This window comes from Alkalibacterium sp. AK22 (assembly GCF_000585255.1).
Taxonomy (GTDB): Bacteria; Bacillota; Bacilli; order Lactobacillales; family Carnobacteriaceae_A; genus Alkalibacterium.
The window spans coordinates 1-14,399 of the sequence record NZ_JANL01000019.1 but is presented as its reverse complement, the minus strand read 5'-3'; the positions used below and the strand labels follow the sequence as shown (position 1 = coordinate 14,399).

14 protein-coding genes, 3 tRNA genes and 1 other RNA gene are annotated in these 14,399 nt (G+C 45.4%); 3 read left to right on the top strand and 15 right to left on the bottom strand.

Features of this window, described 5'->3' with window-relative positions:
• Positions 1-86: 86 nt before the first annotated feature.
• From ffs to ADIAL_RS03910, 4 genes are all read right to left on the bottom strand, one after another.
• Positions 87-176: signal recognition particle sRNA small type (gene ffs, locus ADIAL_RS11215), an RNA gene on the bottom strand.
• A gap of 488 nt (positions 177-664) precedes the next feature.
• Positions 665-823, bottom strand: coding sequence for a hypothetical protein (locus tag ADIAL_RS11355; RefSeq protein ID WP_155849172.1), 159 nt, complete (start codon positions 821-823; stop codon positions 665-667).
• Positions 824-862: 39 nt separating this feature from the next.
• The gene (locus ADIAL_RS03915) at positions 863-2,137 is read right to left on the bottom strand and encodes a cytochrome P450 (RefSeq protein ID WP_034300312.1); all 1,275 of its coding nucleotides are present in this window, start codon (positions 2,135-2,137) and stop codon (positions 863-865) included.
• Positions 2,138-2,215: 78 nt separating this feature from the next.
• The gene (locus ADIAL_RS03910; RefSeq protein ID WP_034300304.1) at positions 2,216-2,785 is read right to left on the bottom strand and encodes a GNAT family N-acetyltransferase; all 570 of its coding nucleotides are present in this window, start codon (positions 2,783-2,785) and stop codon (positions 2,216-2,218) included.
• 221 nt (positions 2,786-3,006) lie between these two features.
• Here ADIAL_RS03910 and ADIAL_RS03905 point away from each other — a divergent pair, with 221 nt between their 5' ends.
• On the top strand, positions 3,007-3,726 hold the full coding sequence (locus tag ADIAL_RS03905) for a hypothetical protein (protein ID WP_034300302.1): 720 nt from the start codon (positions 3,007-3,009) through the stop codon (positions 3,724-3,726).
• Between the two features lie 93 nt (positions 3,727-3,819).
• Here ADIAL_RS03905 and ADIAL_RS03900 read toward each other — a convergent pair whose 3' ends face one another.
• The 4 genes from ADIAL_RS03900 to ADIAL_RS03885 all read right to left on the bottom strand — a co-directional run bounded on the left by ADIAL_RS03900 (position 3,820) and on the right by ADIAL_RS03885 (position 7,668).
• A complete protein-coding gene (locus tag ADIAL_RS03900) occupies positions 3,820-5,097 on the bottom strand; it encodes an ABC transporter permease (protein ID WP_034300299.1) in 1,278 nt (425 codons plus the stop codon).
• On the bottom strand, positions 5,090-5,989 hold the full coding sequence (locus tag ADIAL_RS03895) for an ABC transporter ATP-binding protein (protein ID WP_034300297.1): 900 nt from the start codon (positions 5,987-5,989) through the stop codon (positions 5,090-5,092). Before ADIAL_RS03895 ends, ADIAL_RS03900 begins: the two co-directional genes overlap by 8 nt.
• Before the next feature lie 207 nt (positions 5,990-6,196).
• A complete protein-coding gene (locus tag ADIAL_RS03890; RefSeq protein ID WP_034300288.1) occupies positions 6,197-6,601 on the bottom strand; it encodes a secondary thiamine-phosphate synthase enzyme YjbQ in 405 nt (134 codons plus the stop codon).
• Between the two features lie 50 nt (positions 6,602-6,651).
• Positions 6,652-7,668: a branched-chain amino acid aminotransferase gene (locus tag ADIAL_RS03885; RefSeq protein ID WP_034300285.1), complete on the bottom strand. Its 1,017-nt coding sequence runs from the start codon at positions 7,666-7,668 to the stop codon at positions 6,652-6,654.
• A gap of 199 nt (positions 7,669-7,867) precedes the next feature.
• Here ADIAL_RS03885 and proC point away from each other — a divergent pair, with 199 nt between their 5' ends.
• Positions 7,868-8,662, top strand: a complete 795-nt coding sequence (gene proC, locus ADIAL_RS03880) for a pyrroline-5-carboxylate reductase (protein WP_034300282.1) — start codon at positions 7,868-7,870, stop codon at positions 8,660-8,662.
• A gap of 15 nt (positions 8,663-8,677) precedes the next feature.
• Here the strand turns inward: proC and tadA are convergent, their stop codons facing one another.
• The gene (gene tadA, locus ADIAL_RS03875; protein ID WP_034300408.1) at positions 8,678-9,187 is read right to left on the bottom strand and encodes a tRNA adenosine(34) deaminase TadA; all 510 of its coding nucleotides are present in this window, start codon (positions 9,185-9,187) and stop codon (positions 8,678-8,680) included.
• 101 nt (positions 9,188-9,288) lie between these two features.
• On the opposite strand from tadA, the gene ADIAL_RS03870 reads away from it, so the two are divergent.
• The gene (locus ADIAL_RS03870; protein WP_034300277.1) at positions 9,289-10,152 is read left to right on the top strand and encodes a helix-turn-helix domain-containing protein; all 864 of its coding nucleotides are present in this window, start codon (positions 9,289-9,291) and stop codon (positions 10,150-10,152) included.
• Positions 10,153-10,270: 118 nt separating this feature from the next.
• Here ADIAL_RS03870 and ADIAL_RS03865 read toward each other — a convergent pair whose 3' ends face one another.
• The 6 genes from ADIAL_RS03865 to ADIAL_RS03840 form a co-directional block, all read right to left on the bottom strand.
• Positions 10,271-10,627, bottom strand: a complete 357-nt coding sequence (locus ADIAL_RS03865; protein ID WP_034300274.1) for a hypothetical protein — start codon at positions 10,625-10,627, stop codon at positions 10,271-10,273.
• A 223-nt stretch (positions 10,628-10,850) separates the two neighbouring features.
• Positions 10,851-13,343 (bottom strand): ATP-dependent Clp protease ATP-binding subunit, encoded by a 2,493-nt coding sequence (locus tag ADIAL_RS03860; RefSeq protein ID WP_034300272.1) that lies wholly within the window; start codon positions 13,341-13,343, stop codon positions 10,851-10,853.
• The gene (locus ADIAL_RS03855; protein WP_034300271.1) at positions 13,343-13,831 is read right to left on the bottom strand and encodes a CtsR family transcriptional regulator; all 489 of its coding nucleotides are present in this window, start codon (positions 13,829-13,831) and stop codon (positions 13,343-13,345) included. Before ADIAL_RS03855 ends, ADIAL_RS03860 begins: the two co-directional genes overlap by 1 nt.
• A gap of 256 nt (positions 13,832-14,087) precedes the next feature.
• Positions 14,088-14,161 (bottom strand) — tRNA-Arg (locus ADIAL_RS03850).
• 26 nt (positions 14,162-14,187) lie between these two features.
• Positions 14,188-14,260, bottom strand: a tRNA-Lys gene (locus tag ADIAL_RS03845).
• Positions 14,261-14,269: 9 nt separating this feature from the next.
• Positions 14,270-14,342: transfer RNA gene (locus ADIAL_RS03840), tRNA-Val, on the bottom strand.
• Positions 14,343-14,399 lie beyond the last annotated feature (57 nt).

Here is a 14,399-nt window from a genome sequence, read left to right as displayed (position 1 = left end):
GGATTTTATACCCAAAGTCTTCAAAAACAAAAAAAATGCCCCCGAAAAGGGAGCATTTATATGAATGAAGTGCATTATTCGTAGCTATGTATCACATAACACATGGTGGAGCAGTACTTAGTGCTGCTTCCTTCCGGACCTGACACGGTTCATACGCCCACCATTGTCATGTGGCCTTTCGGCAATTACTATATTAGCATACCTCACATGATTTTTAAAGGTATTTTTAAAATTAGCCGACCGACTCGTTTTTCTCTTACCATAAAAGTCCGGCATAGATCCTCCAGGCTAGCCTTATTCAACACTGCAGGCAGACCAAGACAATCTGCCTTCCAGTTTCTTTGATCCCAGCGGAAACAGCTTTCTGTTACCGCGAACAGCCGAAGCCATTCACTTTTCTCGTGACGACTCCAGCCGACTGAGAGGCCATTAGAGGACTAAGAACACCTACGGACAGAACTGCCAGACTAAAAACAAGCGGATGCTCCGGCACACGTGAGACAAGCAGCTACAGAAATATAAAATACAGCACATAAAAGCTGATATTCACTATGCTTCGTGTACGCTCTTATTGTAAAGCATGGCTCACTGAAAGGAAAGGGAGCCATGAACCAAAGTAAGCTTTTCGATTGAGTATCTCTCCTTATTCAACGCAGACAAAAGGTCAAAACCACATTCTTTGGGTTTTGACCTTTTGTCTGTCTACTTGCCTTTTCTCGGACCGGTATTCTTTTTCTACTGACTGGTCTGATGTTAGCGGACCACCCATACCGCCAATCAGGCCGATACAGATCAGCAAAAAGGCCAGACCAACTTTTTTCATTCATAGCTCTCCTTCCTGTCTCAAGAGCAGTGGTAAGATTCAGCCGATAAACTCGATATTTTTTAAAACCATGCCGCTCTTCGGTATGGTCGGTACTTTGACCATGCTGAAGCCAACATCCTGTTCCGGGACTTCATAACTGATTTTATTGATCAAAAAGTCTGTTAGAATTTCCATTGCCCGGACGGTATTCCACTCGCCTGGACAGCGGTGGCCCGTATCATAATCGCCACCTCCCTGAGATACAAGTTTCATCTGTACTTGGTCAGTCGGACTGGTATGCCAGTCGTTGAAGCGTTCCGGATTGAACTGCCCGGGCTGCTCCCAGATCCGGGAATCATGATTGGTCCCGTAAAAGTCTAGGATAACCAGCGTTCCTTCTTTGAACGTGTACCCGTTCCAGGTGAAATCTTTCCTTGTGATAGCCCCATTAAATGGAAAGAAAGGATAATAGCGTCTAATTTCCTGAATAAACATATGCAGGTAATAAGGGTTTTCGCCATTGATTTTTTCTTTAACTTCAGGGAATTGATGCAGACTTAAAGCCGTGAAGGCAAAATAAATGGCAATAGCCACTGACGGGCGCAGCACATTCAACAGCTCAACAGCGGCGGTTTTCTCATCCAGCAAATGTCCATCCAGCTCTTTGTGCCAGGCTACCTGGTAAAGTGCGGTTTCTTCTCTAGGGTGCAGCTGACCGTTTCTGACCTGTTTGATCAGCTCTTTCAGCCAGGATTCACCCTGCTTACGGCCAATACGCCCTTCTATATGACGTTTGCCGGCCGCCATGGGAGATTCAAACATACTGACCAACTGCCTTGTCCGCTTTTCTACATCCTTTTCTGGAAGGGGCACGTCTGACCATTCACACACCGCTCGGGTGAGGACTTTCTGTGCCTCTTCGTAAAAGATAATCGACTCCTGGTCCATCCATTCACGGGTAGCCTTGAGAAGGTGTTTTTCTACAAGCTTGGACCAGATTTCGATTCGTTCTTTAGACATCAGGCTCATGAACAGCTGCTTTCGGTGGCGGTGAGCTTCATCATCCAGCCCTTGTATACCGCCTTTACCGAGAAGCGTCGCCTTTGCCGGTTCCGGTGCTGCACCTTCTCTTTTAAACTTATCTTCATCGTAAAAGAGCTTTGCAGCCTCTTCTCCACCGATCACAATGGCCGCTTCTCCCAGCAGCCTTGTTTCAAAAGCATCCGACTGATAAATCTTGTGTCTATTCGGTGCATACATGTAGCCTTCTCTGAGGACCTTCAGCCCATTTTCCAGGCCATCTTCTTTCGGGAACGCGCGTGTTTCCTGCATGGTTCTCCTCCTTCTGATAATGGGTTACTAATCTCAGTATAGAAAGAACAGACAGGTGTTTGCAAACCATATCCCTTGTTATTTTAGAACGTTTTGTTCGTCATATTCTGATTTAAGGATAGAATAATACACATCATTGAACCATTCCCCTTCTTTCCAGGTGCTGACATAGCGCTGTATACCTTCTTGTGTCATCCCCATGCGCTGCATCACCCGCCCCGAGGCACTGTTTCGCTCGTCGTGCAAAGAAGCGATACACTGCAGGCCAAGTGTTTCAAATCCCAGCTCCAGAATCCGTCTGCCAGCCTCGGTCATGTAGCCTTTGCCCTGATATGCCTTATTGAGTGTATAACCGACGATGGCACGCTTATTTCGGTCCTTGACCCTCAGATCGATCGTTCCAATCATCTTGCCTGTCTCTTTCAGTTCAATACCGAACTTGCCTAGCGGCTGTTCGATAAAGTAGCTGACAATCGACTCTTCAGTGGCCTCTAGTGACTCGTGCCGGTCAAAGACATAGTACGCTGTTTCTGCATCGCTGGCATACTCATACATATCCTTACTGTCATTAAGTGTGACCGGGCGCAGGATCAGCCGCTGTGACTCAATGCGACTATGCTTGGCCAGTAAAACCTTTATACTTTCCATTTTTCTCCCCCTCTATTCATACCTTAAAAGCATACCATTTTTTGCTATACAGAGGAAAGCAGAAATAGCGTCAGAAAGGAGTTTAGACTCTTTTTCAGAAGTTTTTCAGAAACTTTCATGTAAGGATATTGACTATTGACGAACCGAGGACTATAATAAATCCGCTCAGCACTTTTGCTGACTTTAGTTTAAACATCATACATCTGAAAGAAGGAATGGACATGCCATTTACTGGCCTGATCGTTGCACTCGGTTTTTCATTTATTCATTTAAGTTCCCGCTATTTTAAACTGCATTTTTTCTCGGTAAATCAATTCACCTCTTTTGTTGGCGGGATTTCTCTAGCTTATGTGTTTTTTCACCTGATTCCTGCTGTTCAAGCCTATGAGCATGAAGTCATGGAAACTTTTCATGTTTCTGCTCAGAATGCCTCACACCTGATCTTTGGCTCCATGCTGCTGGGAATCGTAGTCTTTTACTTTCTGGAGCTGGCTCTCAAGTCTTCCCGGCTGAAGCTGGCAAAGCGGGACTTTTCCACTTCCGGCATATTTTGGGCACATATCGGTTCTTATTCTCTGTATAATTTTATTGTAGGTATCCTGCTGGCTCAGCACCGCTTTGAAACGACTCTGACAGCCTTATTGTACCTCGTCGCCATCGGCGTGCACTTTGTGACCAATGACTGGGTCCTGCGCCATCACTTTCAAAGACAGTTCGACCGTTATGGACTCAATCTACTGGCCGCAGCCGTGACCCTTGGCTGGCTGATTGGCCTGCTTGTCCATGTTCCTCATGTCTATGTTGGCTTGCTCGAAGCCTTTGTGGCTGGAGGTCTGGTGCTCAATGCTTTAAAAGACGAACTTCCTGCCTGCCGTGGAAACGGTCTGACCTCCTTCATGACCGGGCTGATCATTTACTCCACTTTGCTAATTTTTATCTGAATGACCTTAAGTTACAGATAACTCAAGAAAAAAAGCCTCCGTATCAATATTGATACGGAGGCTTTTGACGTCTCTCAAGCTGCTCAATTTTTATCAGGCTCTCAGGTTTCTGGCACGCTTATTACTCTGCATGATGCTCCAGGATCGTCTGATTGTGCCGATTAAATTTGTGTCAGAATAGACCAGTACGTTGGATCGGTAGAACATGAGAGAAATGACAGAAATCACTCCAGTAAAGCCGAATGTCACGATAATTGACAACCAGACAGCACCTGTGCCCACAGTGCCGGATGCAATCCGGAACGGCATAACAAAGGGGGTAAAGAGCGGAACATAGGATAGGGCTACCGCCATTGAATTTTCCGGTGAGGCAAAGGCAAACATTCCGGAATAAAAACCTGCCAACGCAATAAAGACAATGGGAGTCACCGCCTTGTTGACGTCTTCCATTTTTGTTGCCAGGGATCCAAAGAAGGCCGCCAGGATAACATACATCAGGACACCGGCCACAAAGAAAATCAGGGTATAGCCCATCAGTTCACGCAAGACGGACACAACATCCAGCTCCCCAATCAGCCCACTGACAAAAGCAGTATCTCTGAAGTAAAGATAAGTGCCCGTTCCCACGACCGCATAAATTGTCAGTTGAGTCAGCATGACCAGCGCTACTCCTGCCAGCTTGCCAAAGAAGTGATTGGTAGCACTGGCACTAGACAGAATAATTTCCATAATGCGTGTACCTTTCTCATTGGCCACTTCCTCCGCTATGATCCCTGAATAGGTCATGATAAAGACTACGATGGCAATACTGATGGCGTAGGCGCTCCACTCCTGAATCAGCCGACCCGACAGGTCTTCTTCTGTCATTGCTCCTTCATAGACACTTACCACACTTTCATCTATTTCCACTGGTTCTGTCAGGGTCTGAACCTCTTCAGGCGACATATCCATTTCATTCGCCCGCATCATTGTCTGATAGTTGGACAGCACTTCTGCAATCATCGGTATCTGACTGGATAAGGCATTCGTATGCACGATTTCACTTTGCAACGTATGCCCCTCAGCTGCAATGATCATATAGGCTTCAATCTGTTCATTTTCCAGAGCAGAACGCGCATCCTGCTCACTTTCAATTTCCTCAACTACTGCAAAGTTCCATTCTTCACTAGCGAATAAAGCCTGGAGTTCCGGATCATTAGACAAAATAGCCACTGATGTCGGTTCACTGGTTTGATCTTGCTGAGAAAAATAGTAGCCGACCCCTGCGATGAAGCCGACCAGCAGGATGGGTGCCAGTACCATAACGATAAAGCCGAAAGACTTGATATTTTTTTTGTACACTTCCTTGGTGATCACCCAGAACTTACTCATTCGACTCACCTGCCATTTTCTTGAATATTTCTTCCAATGTCGGCGGCTGCTGACTGAATGTCGGTATATATCCTTGTGCTGTAGCAGCATCAAAAATAGCTTGGCCCTTGCTCTCTTCGCTTAAATGAACAACATCGATACCTTCCCTGTTCTTCTTGACGAATTGTACTCCAGGGAATGCCAGCAGCTCGTCGGTCGTAAGATCTGACTCCAAAAAAAGCTTAGTCCGTCCAAACTTCTGGCGAATCGCATGCACTGAGCCGTTTAAGACTTGCTTGCCGTCCTTGAGCATAATCAGACTGTCGCACAGTTCCTCTACATTGTTCATATTGTGACTGGAAAAAATGATGCAGGCCCCTCTTTTTTGCGCCGCCTTTATGCCGGCTTCAAGCAGGTCTGCGTTAACCGGATCTAGTCCACTGAACGGCTCATCCAGTATAATTAGTTCCGGTTCATGAATCAATGTACAGATCAGCTGAACTTTCTGCTGGTTTCCTTTGGACAGTGTTTTAACCTTATCCGTCTTTTTACCTTTCACATCGAAACGTTTCAGCCATTCATCGATTTGCGGCCTGATATCAGCTTTCTTTCGGCCACGCAGCTGTGCAAAATACAAAATTTGATCCTCTATGGATACTTTAGGGTACAAGCCTCTTTCCTCCGGCAGATAGCCAATTGTATTGAACATTTGTTTAGACAAAAACTGATCTTTCCAAAGCACCTCTCCCTGATCCGGAGTCAGTAAATCCAGAATCAGCCGAAAGGTAGTCGTCTTTCCTGCACCATTCTGTCCAATCAGACCCATGATTTCCCCGGGCTTTATACTGAAACTAACGGCTTCAACAGCTGTTAGTTCCCCAAATGTCTTATTCAGGTTTTTCACTTCGAGCATAGTAGTTTCCACTTTCCTTTCTGTCTTTATATGTACGGCTTAAATCCTCAGCTCATTTAAAGTATACCCTAAACGCTTACAGGATGCATCCGTCCAGGGAACTACTTTCACTGGTTAAGAAAATAGAAAAACGCGTGAATACTGAGACTAGTCAGGTTCACGCGTTCCACTTGGGCTTTGGAGAAGTAGACCTGTTCAGGTTCCGCTTCAGCCTTCCATAATTTTTACATAAAATTGCCGATTTCTCGGGCCGTCAAATTCAGCAAAATAGACACTCTGCCACGTACCTAAAATCAGTTCCCCCTGATTGATGAGCAGAGTCTCACTCGCTCCGATAAGAGAAGATTTCAGGTGGCCATCTGAATTGCCTTCCGCATGGACAAAGTAGTCGTGATGGGGAAAGGTATCATTCAGTGCTTTTTTCAAATCTGTCTGCACGTCCGGGTCAGCATTCTCATTGATTGTGACAGCTCCAGTCGTATGGGGGCAGTAGACGGTCATTACACCGTCTCTGACTCCTGAGTCCTTAAGAGCCTCTTTCAGATAACTGTCCAGCTTGTATAGATCCTGCTTTTGACTGGTTTTCAGATGCATCTGTTTTAAATAAGCCATGCGCTCACTCCTGTTCTCGTTCCCCGCGATGTTCATCCTGCAGCCAGAAATCAGACTTTTTCAATCCATCCTTCCGGTGCTTCGATATCTCCAAACTGAATGCCTACGAGTTCATTGTACAGTCTCTTGGTAATCGGACCGACCTCTGTTTCCGAATAGAAAACGTGGAAATCTTCCTCTACTTGCAGTCCACCGATAGGAGCAATCACTGCAGCTGTTCCGCAAGCTCCAGCTTCCTTGAACTGATCTAGATCATCGATGTATACGTCCCCTTCTTCCGCTTTAAGGTTCAGGCGGTTTTCTGCCAACCACAGCAGGGAGTATTTAGTTATACTTGGCAGGATGGACGGCGATTTCGGTGTGATAAAGACATCGTCATGGGTTATACCGAAAAAGTTTGCTGCACCGACTTCTTCTATCTTGGAATGGGTCTCCGGATCGAGGTAGACTGCATCACTGAAACTGCGCTCCTTAGCTTCCTTTCCTGGAAGCAAGCTGGCTGCATAGTTTCCGCCGACTTTAGCTGCACCTGTTCCTCGGGGAGCCGCCCGGTCGTAGGGGCTGACAATAAAGTTCGATGCTTTCAGTCCTCCCTTAAAGTAAGAGCCCACCGGCATGGCGAACACAGAAAAGATATACTCATCTGCTGGTTTGACACCGATATTGTCTCCTACCCCAATCATGAAAGGACGGATATACAAGGAAGCTCCCGTTCCATATGGCGGGACCCACTTCTCATTTGCCCTTACCACTTGTTTGACGGCTTCAACAAACTGCTCTTCAGGGTAGCTTTCCATCAGCAGACGGTCACAGCTTTTTTTCATTCGCCGAGCGTTTTCATAGGGTCTAAATAGATTGATTGAACCGTCAGCCGTCCGGTAGGCTTTCATGCCTTCAAAACACTGCTGGCCATAATGGAGGGCGGTGGACCCTTCAGCGATATGCAGGCGGTTGTCTCTGGTCAGTTCTCCCTTATCCCACTGGCCATCTTTATAGTGCGAGATAAAGCGGTAATCCGTTTTAATGTAAGAAAAACCTAAATTCTTCCAGTCTAATTCTTTTGTCATAAAAATCCCCTTTTCTTCCCCTTTTTCTAGCTGAATTTATTATAGCAGAGATTTACTTTTATTTAAATTTCCAAAAAATATCCTTCTAATGACACTTTACATGCCCCCGACGACTCGCTTTCCCATCCTTCAGTCTGTTTAGCTGTCGCTTCTTAAATGTGCTACACTGGAGGAAAATAGTAAAGAAAAGGTGATTGAGATGAAAATAGGGTTTATAGGCTTTGGAAATATGGCCAGAGCAATTGCCAAAGGTTTGCTGAACAAGCAGCTAGTCAATAGAGAAGACTTGCTGTTCTCCACTTATTCAGCTGAATCCCGTCAGTTGATTGAAAAAGGTTGGAAGCTGAAAGGCGCTCAATCAAATCAGCAGGTTGTGGATTTTTCAGATGTCCTTATTCTAGCAGTTAAACCGCACCAGATCGACAATGTCCTGAGCCAACTGAGCATTCCTGAAGACAAGCTGGTCCTGTCGGTTGCTGCCGGCTTTACCGTGGAAAAACTTCATCATTATTTGTCCGCCAAGCAGATCCTTCGGGTTATGCCCAATCTGAATGCTCAGGTTGAAGCCTCGATGACAGCTATCGTTGAAAATCCAGAAGTATCGAACGAACAAAAACAGCAGGCAGATACTCTATTCCAGGCCGTAGGAGAGACTGTATTCCTGCCGGAAGAACAGCTCAATATATTTATCGGCTTGGCCGGCAGTTCTCCGGCCCTTGTCTTTATGTTCATCGATACATTGGCCCGCAGTGCCGTCAAGTACGGTATGCCTAAAGACAAGGCAGTAAAGATTGCCTCTCAGGCTGTTATGGGTAGCGGTAAAACGCTTATCGCCTCAGATGATTCTCCCTGGAATCTGATTGACCGTGTCTCCTCTCCGGGTGGTATTACAGTTGAAGCGGTCACCAGCCTGCTCCAAAGCGATTTCTCTGACGCACTGATTACCTCTTTTGACCGGATGATGGAAAAAGACCGGCAAATGTCCGAACAGTAAAAAGAGCAGCAGGCCTCAGCCCTGCTGCTCTTTTTTCTGCTGTTTCTGCTGTTTTTTTTCAGCCCTCAGCCGTCTAAAAAAACTCGATAGCATATCTCGACACTCTTCTTCCATTACGCCCCTGTGGACTTCACAGTGGTGATTCAGCCGGTCGTCCTGCAAGACATTCATCAAAGACTCGGCCGCTCCACCTTTAGGGTCAGCCGGCCCATAATAAACACTCTCAATCCGAGATAAAACAATAGCTCCTCCACACATAACGCAAGGTTCCAGCGTCACAAAGAGCTGACAGCCTTCCAGTCGCCAATTCCCCAGTGTCCGATTCGCTTCCTGAATCGCAATCATTTCGGCATGCGTTGTTGCGTTTTGTGAGGTCTCCCGCAAATTGTGTCCTCTGCCGATGATTTCACCATCTTTAACAACTACCGCCCCAATTGGGACCTCGCGGATGTCTTCCGCTTTTCGTGCTTCTTCGATAGCCGCCTGCATCCAGAAGTTTATTTCTTCTTTGCTTAATTCCTTCATTTTTTGTCGCTCCAAACTTGCACTTTTTTTCATTATACCCCAGTTTCTCTTTAGTTTAAACAATGGTAAAATGATAAAGTTAACACCAAGGAGGAAATGATTTGGACTATATCAAACTGAAGCACCTGTATCCCGAAGCTGAGCTGTCCAGCTTTCCATTTCTAGAAAAAGAAACCTTTCGTATTCCGTACAAAAACAAATGGATCCATATTCCGACTGCCTCTCTCAGCGATAAAGAATGGCAGCTGCTGAGCCTTCTGAAACAGGAAGTAGAGCCATCAAAGACCCCACTAACTCAATCCAGATGGCATGCTTATCTCGAAGGCAAAAGAGACACCCCACCTGACAAAGTCGAAAGTATCCGTATGACTCAATTTTTACTGGAAAAAATGGACAACCAGTTCGACTATTCCATATGGATCGATTCAATCAGGCAGCTGCTAGATCCTGTTCTGGATGTCTTTTTTATTTCTAGCGACACCTGCCTGGTTATTCAGGACACATCAGCTCCAACATTCAAGACGGCTGAGATGCAGGGACTGCTGCAGACTTTGGAAGATGATTTTTCAATACGGACCCATGCTTATATTGGACACTACTGGTCGACAGAAGGCGACCTTAAGGATATTTTACGCGAAGAACAAGTCATTTTTCAGCAGGAAGTCAAGCATCTGCATAATCAGGTGGGCTCTTTGCCTGAAATCGCCTTGCGTTACTTTACGAAGGAAGCTTTGTCCCAAAGCCAGCTGATGAGTGCACTCAAGCTGCAAATCGAGTCCTCAGAAGACTGGAGAGAACTGATTTATTCTTTATGGGAAAGTCAGGGAAATGTTTCAGTCGCTGCCAAAAACCTCTTTATCCACCGTAATACTCTACAGTATCGAATGGACCGTTTCTACGAACAGACCGGCCTGTCACTTAAAAACATGAATGAGTTACTGGTCTGTTATTTGCTGATCCTGTAACTGCAAAAACAGCAGTTGTCCCTTAACAATCAGCAGCTAAAGTGGTCTTGCCATGCGACATAAGTATATATATAAATAACCAGCAAACCCCTGATGGGTCTGCTGGTTATTTGACTGCTTATTTTTTAATTTTTTTCACTGCTTTTTTAGCGCTTTTAGACTTGTCCTGCATGAAATCCTTCAAGTCGTCAGACATGTCTCCAAATTTGTCTTCAAGGTCCTTGACTTTATCTGTTGTTGCAACCAACTTGGATACCTCATCATCAGACAGCTTGTCTACAAGCTTTTTGGCATTTTTATTGTGGAACGTGTCATTGATATAGTATTTTGCTTTTTGACGGTTCATTGCCGCCTGTGCTTTTTCTTTTGTGGATCCTGATGTCAGCAAAAAGGTCGCTATGCCTAAAACAAAGGCTACACCTACCCCAATCAGGATACTTTTTTCTGTGTCGTTCATTTTGTAGTTGTTGTTCATGTAGTTTCCATCCTCCCATTTTGTGTTAGTCTAATCTTATCAAAAACCTTGCATTTATACCAAGCAAAAGCATTCGGTCAGTAAAAGAGCCGCTCAGGCAAGCTGATACGCCACGCTTGTTATACGCCTACTAAAAACCCCCGTGCTGTACTTTATGCTCATCCAGCGCCGGGAGTCTCTTGTATGGGCTTCAAAATTCACTACTGCTTCGCTTATGCTCGTTTCAGTTTTTCAGTGCTTCTTTTTTGCCTTTTTTACTGTTGGGCTTTTTTATTCTAAGAGTGATTTCTCCCTTGGAAGCACCGAGAGTGACTTGGTCTTTGAGACTGATTTCACCAGCCAGAAGGGCTTCGCTTAACCGGTCTTCCATTTTTCTCTGGATGGCGCGCTTCAAAGGACGTGCACCGTATTCCGGATCAAAACCTTCTTCTGCAATAACATCCATGGCAGCCGAGGTGATTTTCAGCTGAATTCCGATTTCCTCCATGCGTGTGATGATCTGTTTCGTCAGCAGTTTGACAATTTCACGCAACTCTTCTTTCTTGAGAGACTGGAATACAATCGTATCATCCACACGGTTAAGAAACTCAGGTCTGAAAGCATTCTTCAGTTCTTCCCGAATCCGCTTCTCCATTGAGGCATGATCGAAGCGCTTGTCGACAGCTCCAAAACCGACTGACTTTTCATCTCGGAGGGCCGTTGCACCCAGATTGGAGGTCATGATCAGAATGGTGTTCTTAAAGTCCACCTTGCGTCCCTTACCGTCTGTAAGCAAGCCATCATCAAGAACTTGAAGCAGGATATTGAACACATCCGGATGGGCTTTTTCTACTTCATCTAGCAAAATAACTGAATAAGGCTTCTGGCGGATTTTTTCGGTCAACTGGCCGCCTTCATCATAACCGACATAACCAGGTGGCGAACCAACCAGACGACTAGTACTGTATTTTTCCATGTACTCAGACATGTCAACGCGTATTAGCGCTTCTTCACTGCCAAACATGGACTCGGCCAGTGCTTTAGCCAGTTCTGTCTTTCCGACACCCGTTGGTCCCAGGAACATAAATGACCCAATCGGACGGTTCGGATCTTTCAGTCCGCTTCTTGCGCGACGGATTGCTTTGGATACAGCTACAACTGCCTGCTCCTGACCGACTACACGCTGATGCAGTTCTTTTTCAAGGTTAAGCAGCCGGTCGCTTTCTTTCTGCTCCATTTGATTCATAGGAATGCCGGTCCACTGTGAAACCACTTCTGCAATGTCTGAATCAGTGACTTCCAGTGCATGTTTCTCCGGTTTCTTATCTTGTTTAAGCAGTTTTTCCAGCCGTTTACGCTGCTTCATTTCTTTTTCCCGGATCATCGCAGCCCGCTCAAAGTCCTGCGACTGGATGGCCCGTTCCTTGTCACGAATGAGGGTTTCTAGAGACTCCGTAGTTTTGGACAAAGGAGTCGGCGCGTCGCTTTGATCCATACGGACTTTGGACGCTGATTCGTCCATCAAATCAATTGCTTTATCAGGCAATTGTCTTGAAGTGATGTAGCGGGTAGATAGATGAACAGCTGCTCTGACTGCCTCATCCGTTATTTTGACTCCATGATGGTCTTCATAACGGTCTCTCAGGCCTAGCAGAATTTCTTCTGCTTCCATTTCTGTTGGTGGATCTACCTGAATAGAAGCAAAGCGCCGCTCAAGGGCAGCATCTTTTTCAATATGCTTCTGATACTCATCCAAAGTGGTCGCACCTATCGTCTGCAGTTCCCCTCTAGCCAGCGCAGGCTTCAGGATATTAGATGCATCGATAGCTCCTTCCGCTCCACCTGCTCCAATCAGTGTATGGAGTTCGTCAATAAACAGGATGACTTCCCCGTCCTGATAGATCTCATCAATGATTTTTTTCATACGCTCTTCAAATTCGCCACGGTATTTAGTCCCAGCTACCAAAGACCCCATATCCAGTGTCATTAGACGTTTGTTTGAAAGAACTGGTGGCACTTCACCCGAAATAATTTTCTGAGCCAGTCCTTCTGCAATAGCCGTTTTCCCGACCCCCGGATCTCCGACTAATACAGGATTATTTTTGGTCCGGCGACTGAGTATCTGAATAATTCGACGTACTTCCTTACTTCGTCCAACGATTGGATCCAGCCGATTGTCTCGCGCCAGCTGAGTCAGGTCGCGTGCCAGTGAATCCAATGTCGGCGTACCTCCTGCAGCTGCTTGTTGTGCTTTAACTGAACGACGGCCGGATGTCCTGGATTTGTTCGTTTCCTGTGCCCCGAGTTTTTTCAAAACCAGCTGTCTGGCCTTGGCAAGATTGATGTCCAAATTGTTTAAAATCTTGGCAGACAGTATTTCTTCGTCACGCAGTAATCCCAAGAGTAGATGTTCCGTCCCAACAAGCGGCCTTTTCATCCGGCGCGCTTCATCCGTAGCATACTTGATAATTTGTCTTGCCCGTGGAGAATAGGGCAGAACAGCATTCTTTACTGCTGTTTCGTCAGTACCAGGACTCGATAGATGCTCAATCTCCTCTTTAATGTCTTCTTCAGTAATATTCAGTTCTCTTAGCGTGTTCCCTGCAATACCTTCTTCTTCAATAATCAGGCCAAGCAGCAAGTGCTCTGTTCCAACAGTTCGATGGCGGAAAGATTTAGCTTCTTCCTGAGCAATCAGTAATGCTTTCTTTGCTTTCTCCGTAAATAGTTCATTCATCAGTTGTCCGCCTTTCGTTTATTTGGCTCTTCGTATTTTAAATTGGCCAGCATGGTTCGTAGCAGGTTTGACCGGACCCGGTCGTCAATTCGCCGGTCCCCTGTATACAACGATTTGTCCATTGCCACTAGCATAAGCTTGGCCTCTCTTTTTGTAATGATATCCTCATCGTAAAGTTTCTGAACAACAGATCGTGCGTCTTTTTCCGTAATTGTTTCACCAATAATATCGATCATGGTATTCAGCATATCCAGGTCGTCCAGTACCTGGACTTTAATGATTCGGATATAGCCTCCTCCTCCACGCTTACTCTCCACTAGATAACCTTTTTGAATTGTGAATCGTGTGTTGATCACGTAATTGATTTGTGACGGCACACAATCAAAGATTTGCGCAATCTCACTTCGCTTGATTTCCACCTGTTCTTTCTGTTTCAGTACTTTTTTTAAATAGGCTTCAATAATGTCCGTCATATTCTGATTGTCCATATCGAATCGCTACTAAAAGTATTGACTTGAATTTTACCTAATTTACCTTTGTGAATCAAGTCCTTTTAGTATCCTCCTTTTCTTGAAGATTTAAGGTATCGACAGTTGTTTGACTATTTTTGACTATTGTTAATTATAACAATAAAACTAAAAAATGAAAAGAGAGAAGCCGCAAAGCTCTGCACTTTTACATGTAACAAAAAAGGCTTCAGAATTTAATCTGAAGCCTTTTAACAGCTGAGTTGATATTGACCTACGCGCCCTAAAGGACTCGAACCCTTAACCGCCTGATCCGAAGTCAGGTGCTCTATCCAATTGAGCTAAGGACGCAATATAATAGGATGATCACTTGCTGATGAGCCGTACAGGATTCGAACCTGTGACCCACTGATTAAAAGTCAGTTGCTCTACCAACTGAGCTAACGGCTCGTGGATCTATGGAGGTTAACGGGCTCGAACCGCTGACCCTCTGCTTGTAAGGCAGATGCTCTCCCAACTGAGCTAAACCTCCAAATTAAAATAAAAAAAAAGAGCTGCACGGCAACATCCTGCTTTCACAAAGGGAAAC

Bases quoted from the DNA above. Each gene is read 5' to 3' on its own strand.
- ADIAL_RS11355 (WP_155849172.1), bottom strand. From the start codon at position 823: ATGAAAAAAGTTGGTCTGGCCTTTTTGCTGATCTGTATCGGCCTGATT.
- tadA (WP_034300408.1), bottom strand. From the start codon at position 9,187: ATGAAGGAATTAAGCAAAGAAGAAATAAACTTCTGGATGCAGGCGGCT.
- ADIAL_RS03900 (WP_034300299.1), bottom strand. From the start codon at position 5,097: ATGAGTAAGTTCTGGGTGATCACCAAGGAAGTGTACAAAAAAAATATC.
- ADIAL_RS03885 (WP_034300285.1), bottom strand. From the start codon at position 7,668: ATGACAAAAGAATTAGACTGGAAGAATTTAGGTTTTTCTTACATTAAA.
- ADIAL_RS03855 (WP_034300271.1), bottom strand. From the start codon at position 13,831: ATGGACAATCAGAATATGACGGACATTATTGAAGCCTATTTAAAAAAA.
- ADIAL_RS03895 (WP_034300297.1), bottom strand. From the start codon at position 5,989: ATGCTCGAAGTGAAAAACCTGAATAAGACATTTGGGGAACTAACAGCT.
- ADIAL_RS03890 (WP_034300288.1), bottom strand. From the start codon at position 6,601: ATGGCTTATTTAAAACAGATGCATCTGAAAACCAGTCAAAAGCAGGAT.
- ADIAL_RS03910 (WP_034300304.1), bottom strand. From the start codon at position 2,785: ATGGAAAGTATAAAGGTTTTACTGGCCAAGCATAGTCGCATTGAGTCA.
- ADIAL_RS03905 (WP_034300302.1), top strand. From the start codon at position 3,007: ATGCCATTTACTGGCCTGATCGTTGCACTCGGTTTTTCATTTATTCAT.
- ADIAL_RS03860 (WP_034300272.1), bottom strand. From the start codon at position 13,343: ATGAATGAACTATTTACGGAGAAAGCAAAGAAAGCATTACTGATTGCT.
- proC (WP_034300282.1), top strand. From the start codon at position 7,868: ATGAAAATAGGGTTTATAGGCTTTGGAAATATGGCCAGAGCAATTGCC.
- ADIAL_RS03915 (WP_034300312.1), bottom strand. From the start codon at position 2,137: ATGCAGGAAACACGCGCGTTCCCGAAAGAAGATGGCCTGGAAAATGGG.
- ADIAL_RS03865 (WP_034300274.1), bottom strand. From the start codon at position 10,627: ATGAACAACAACTACAAAATGAACGACACAGAAAAAAGTATCCTGATT.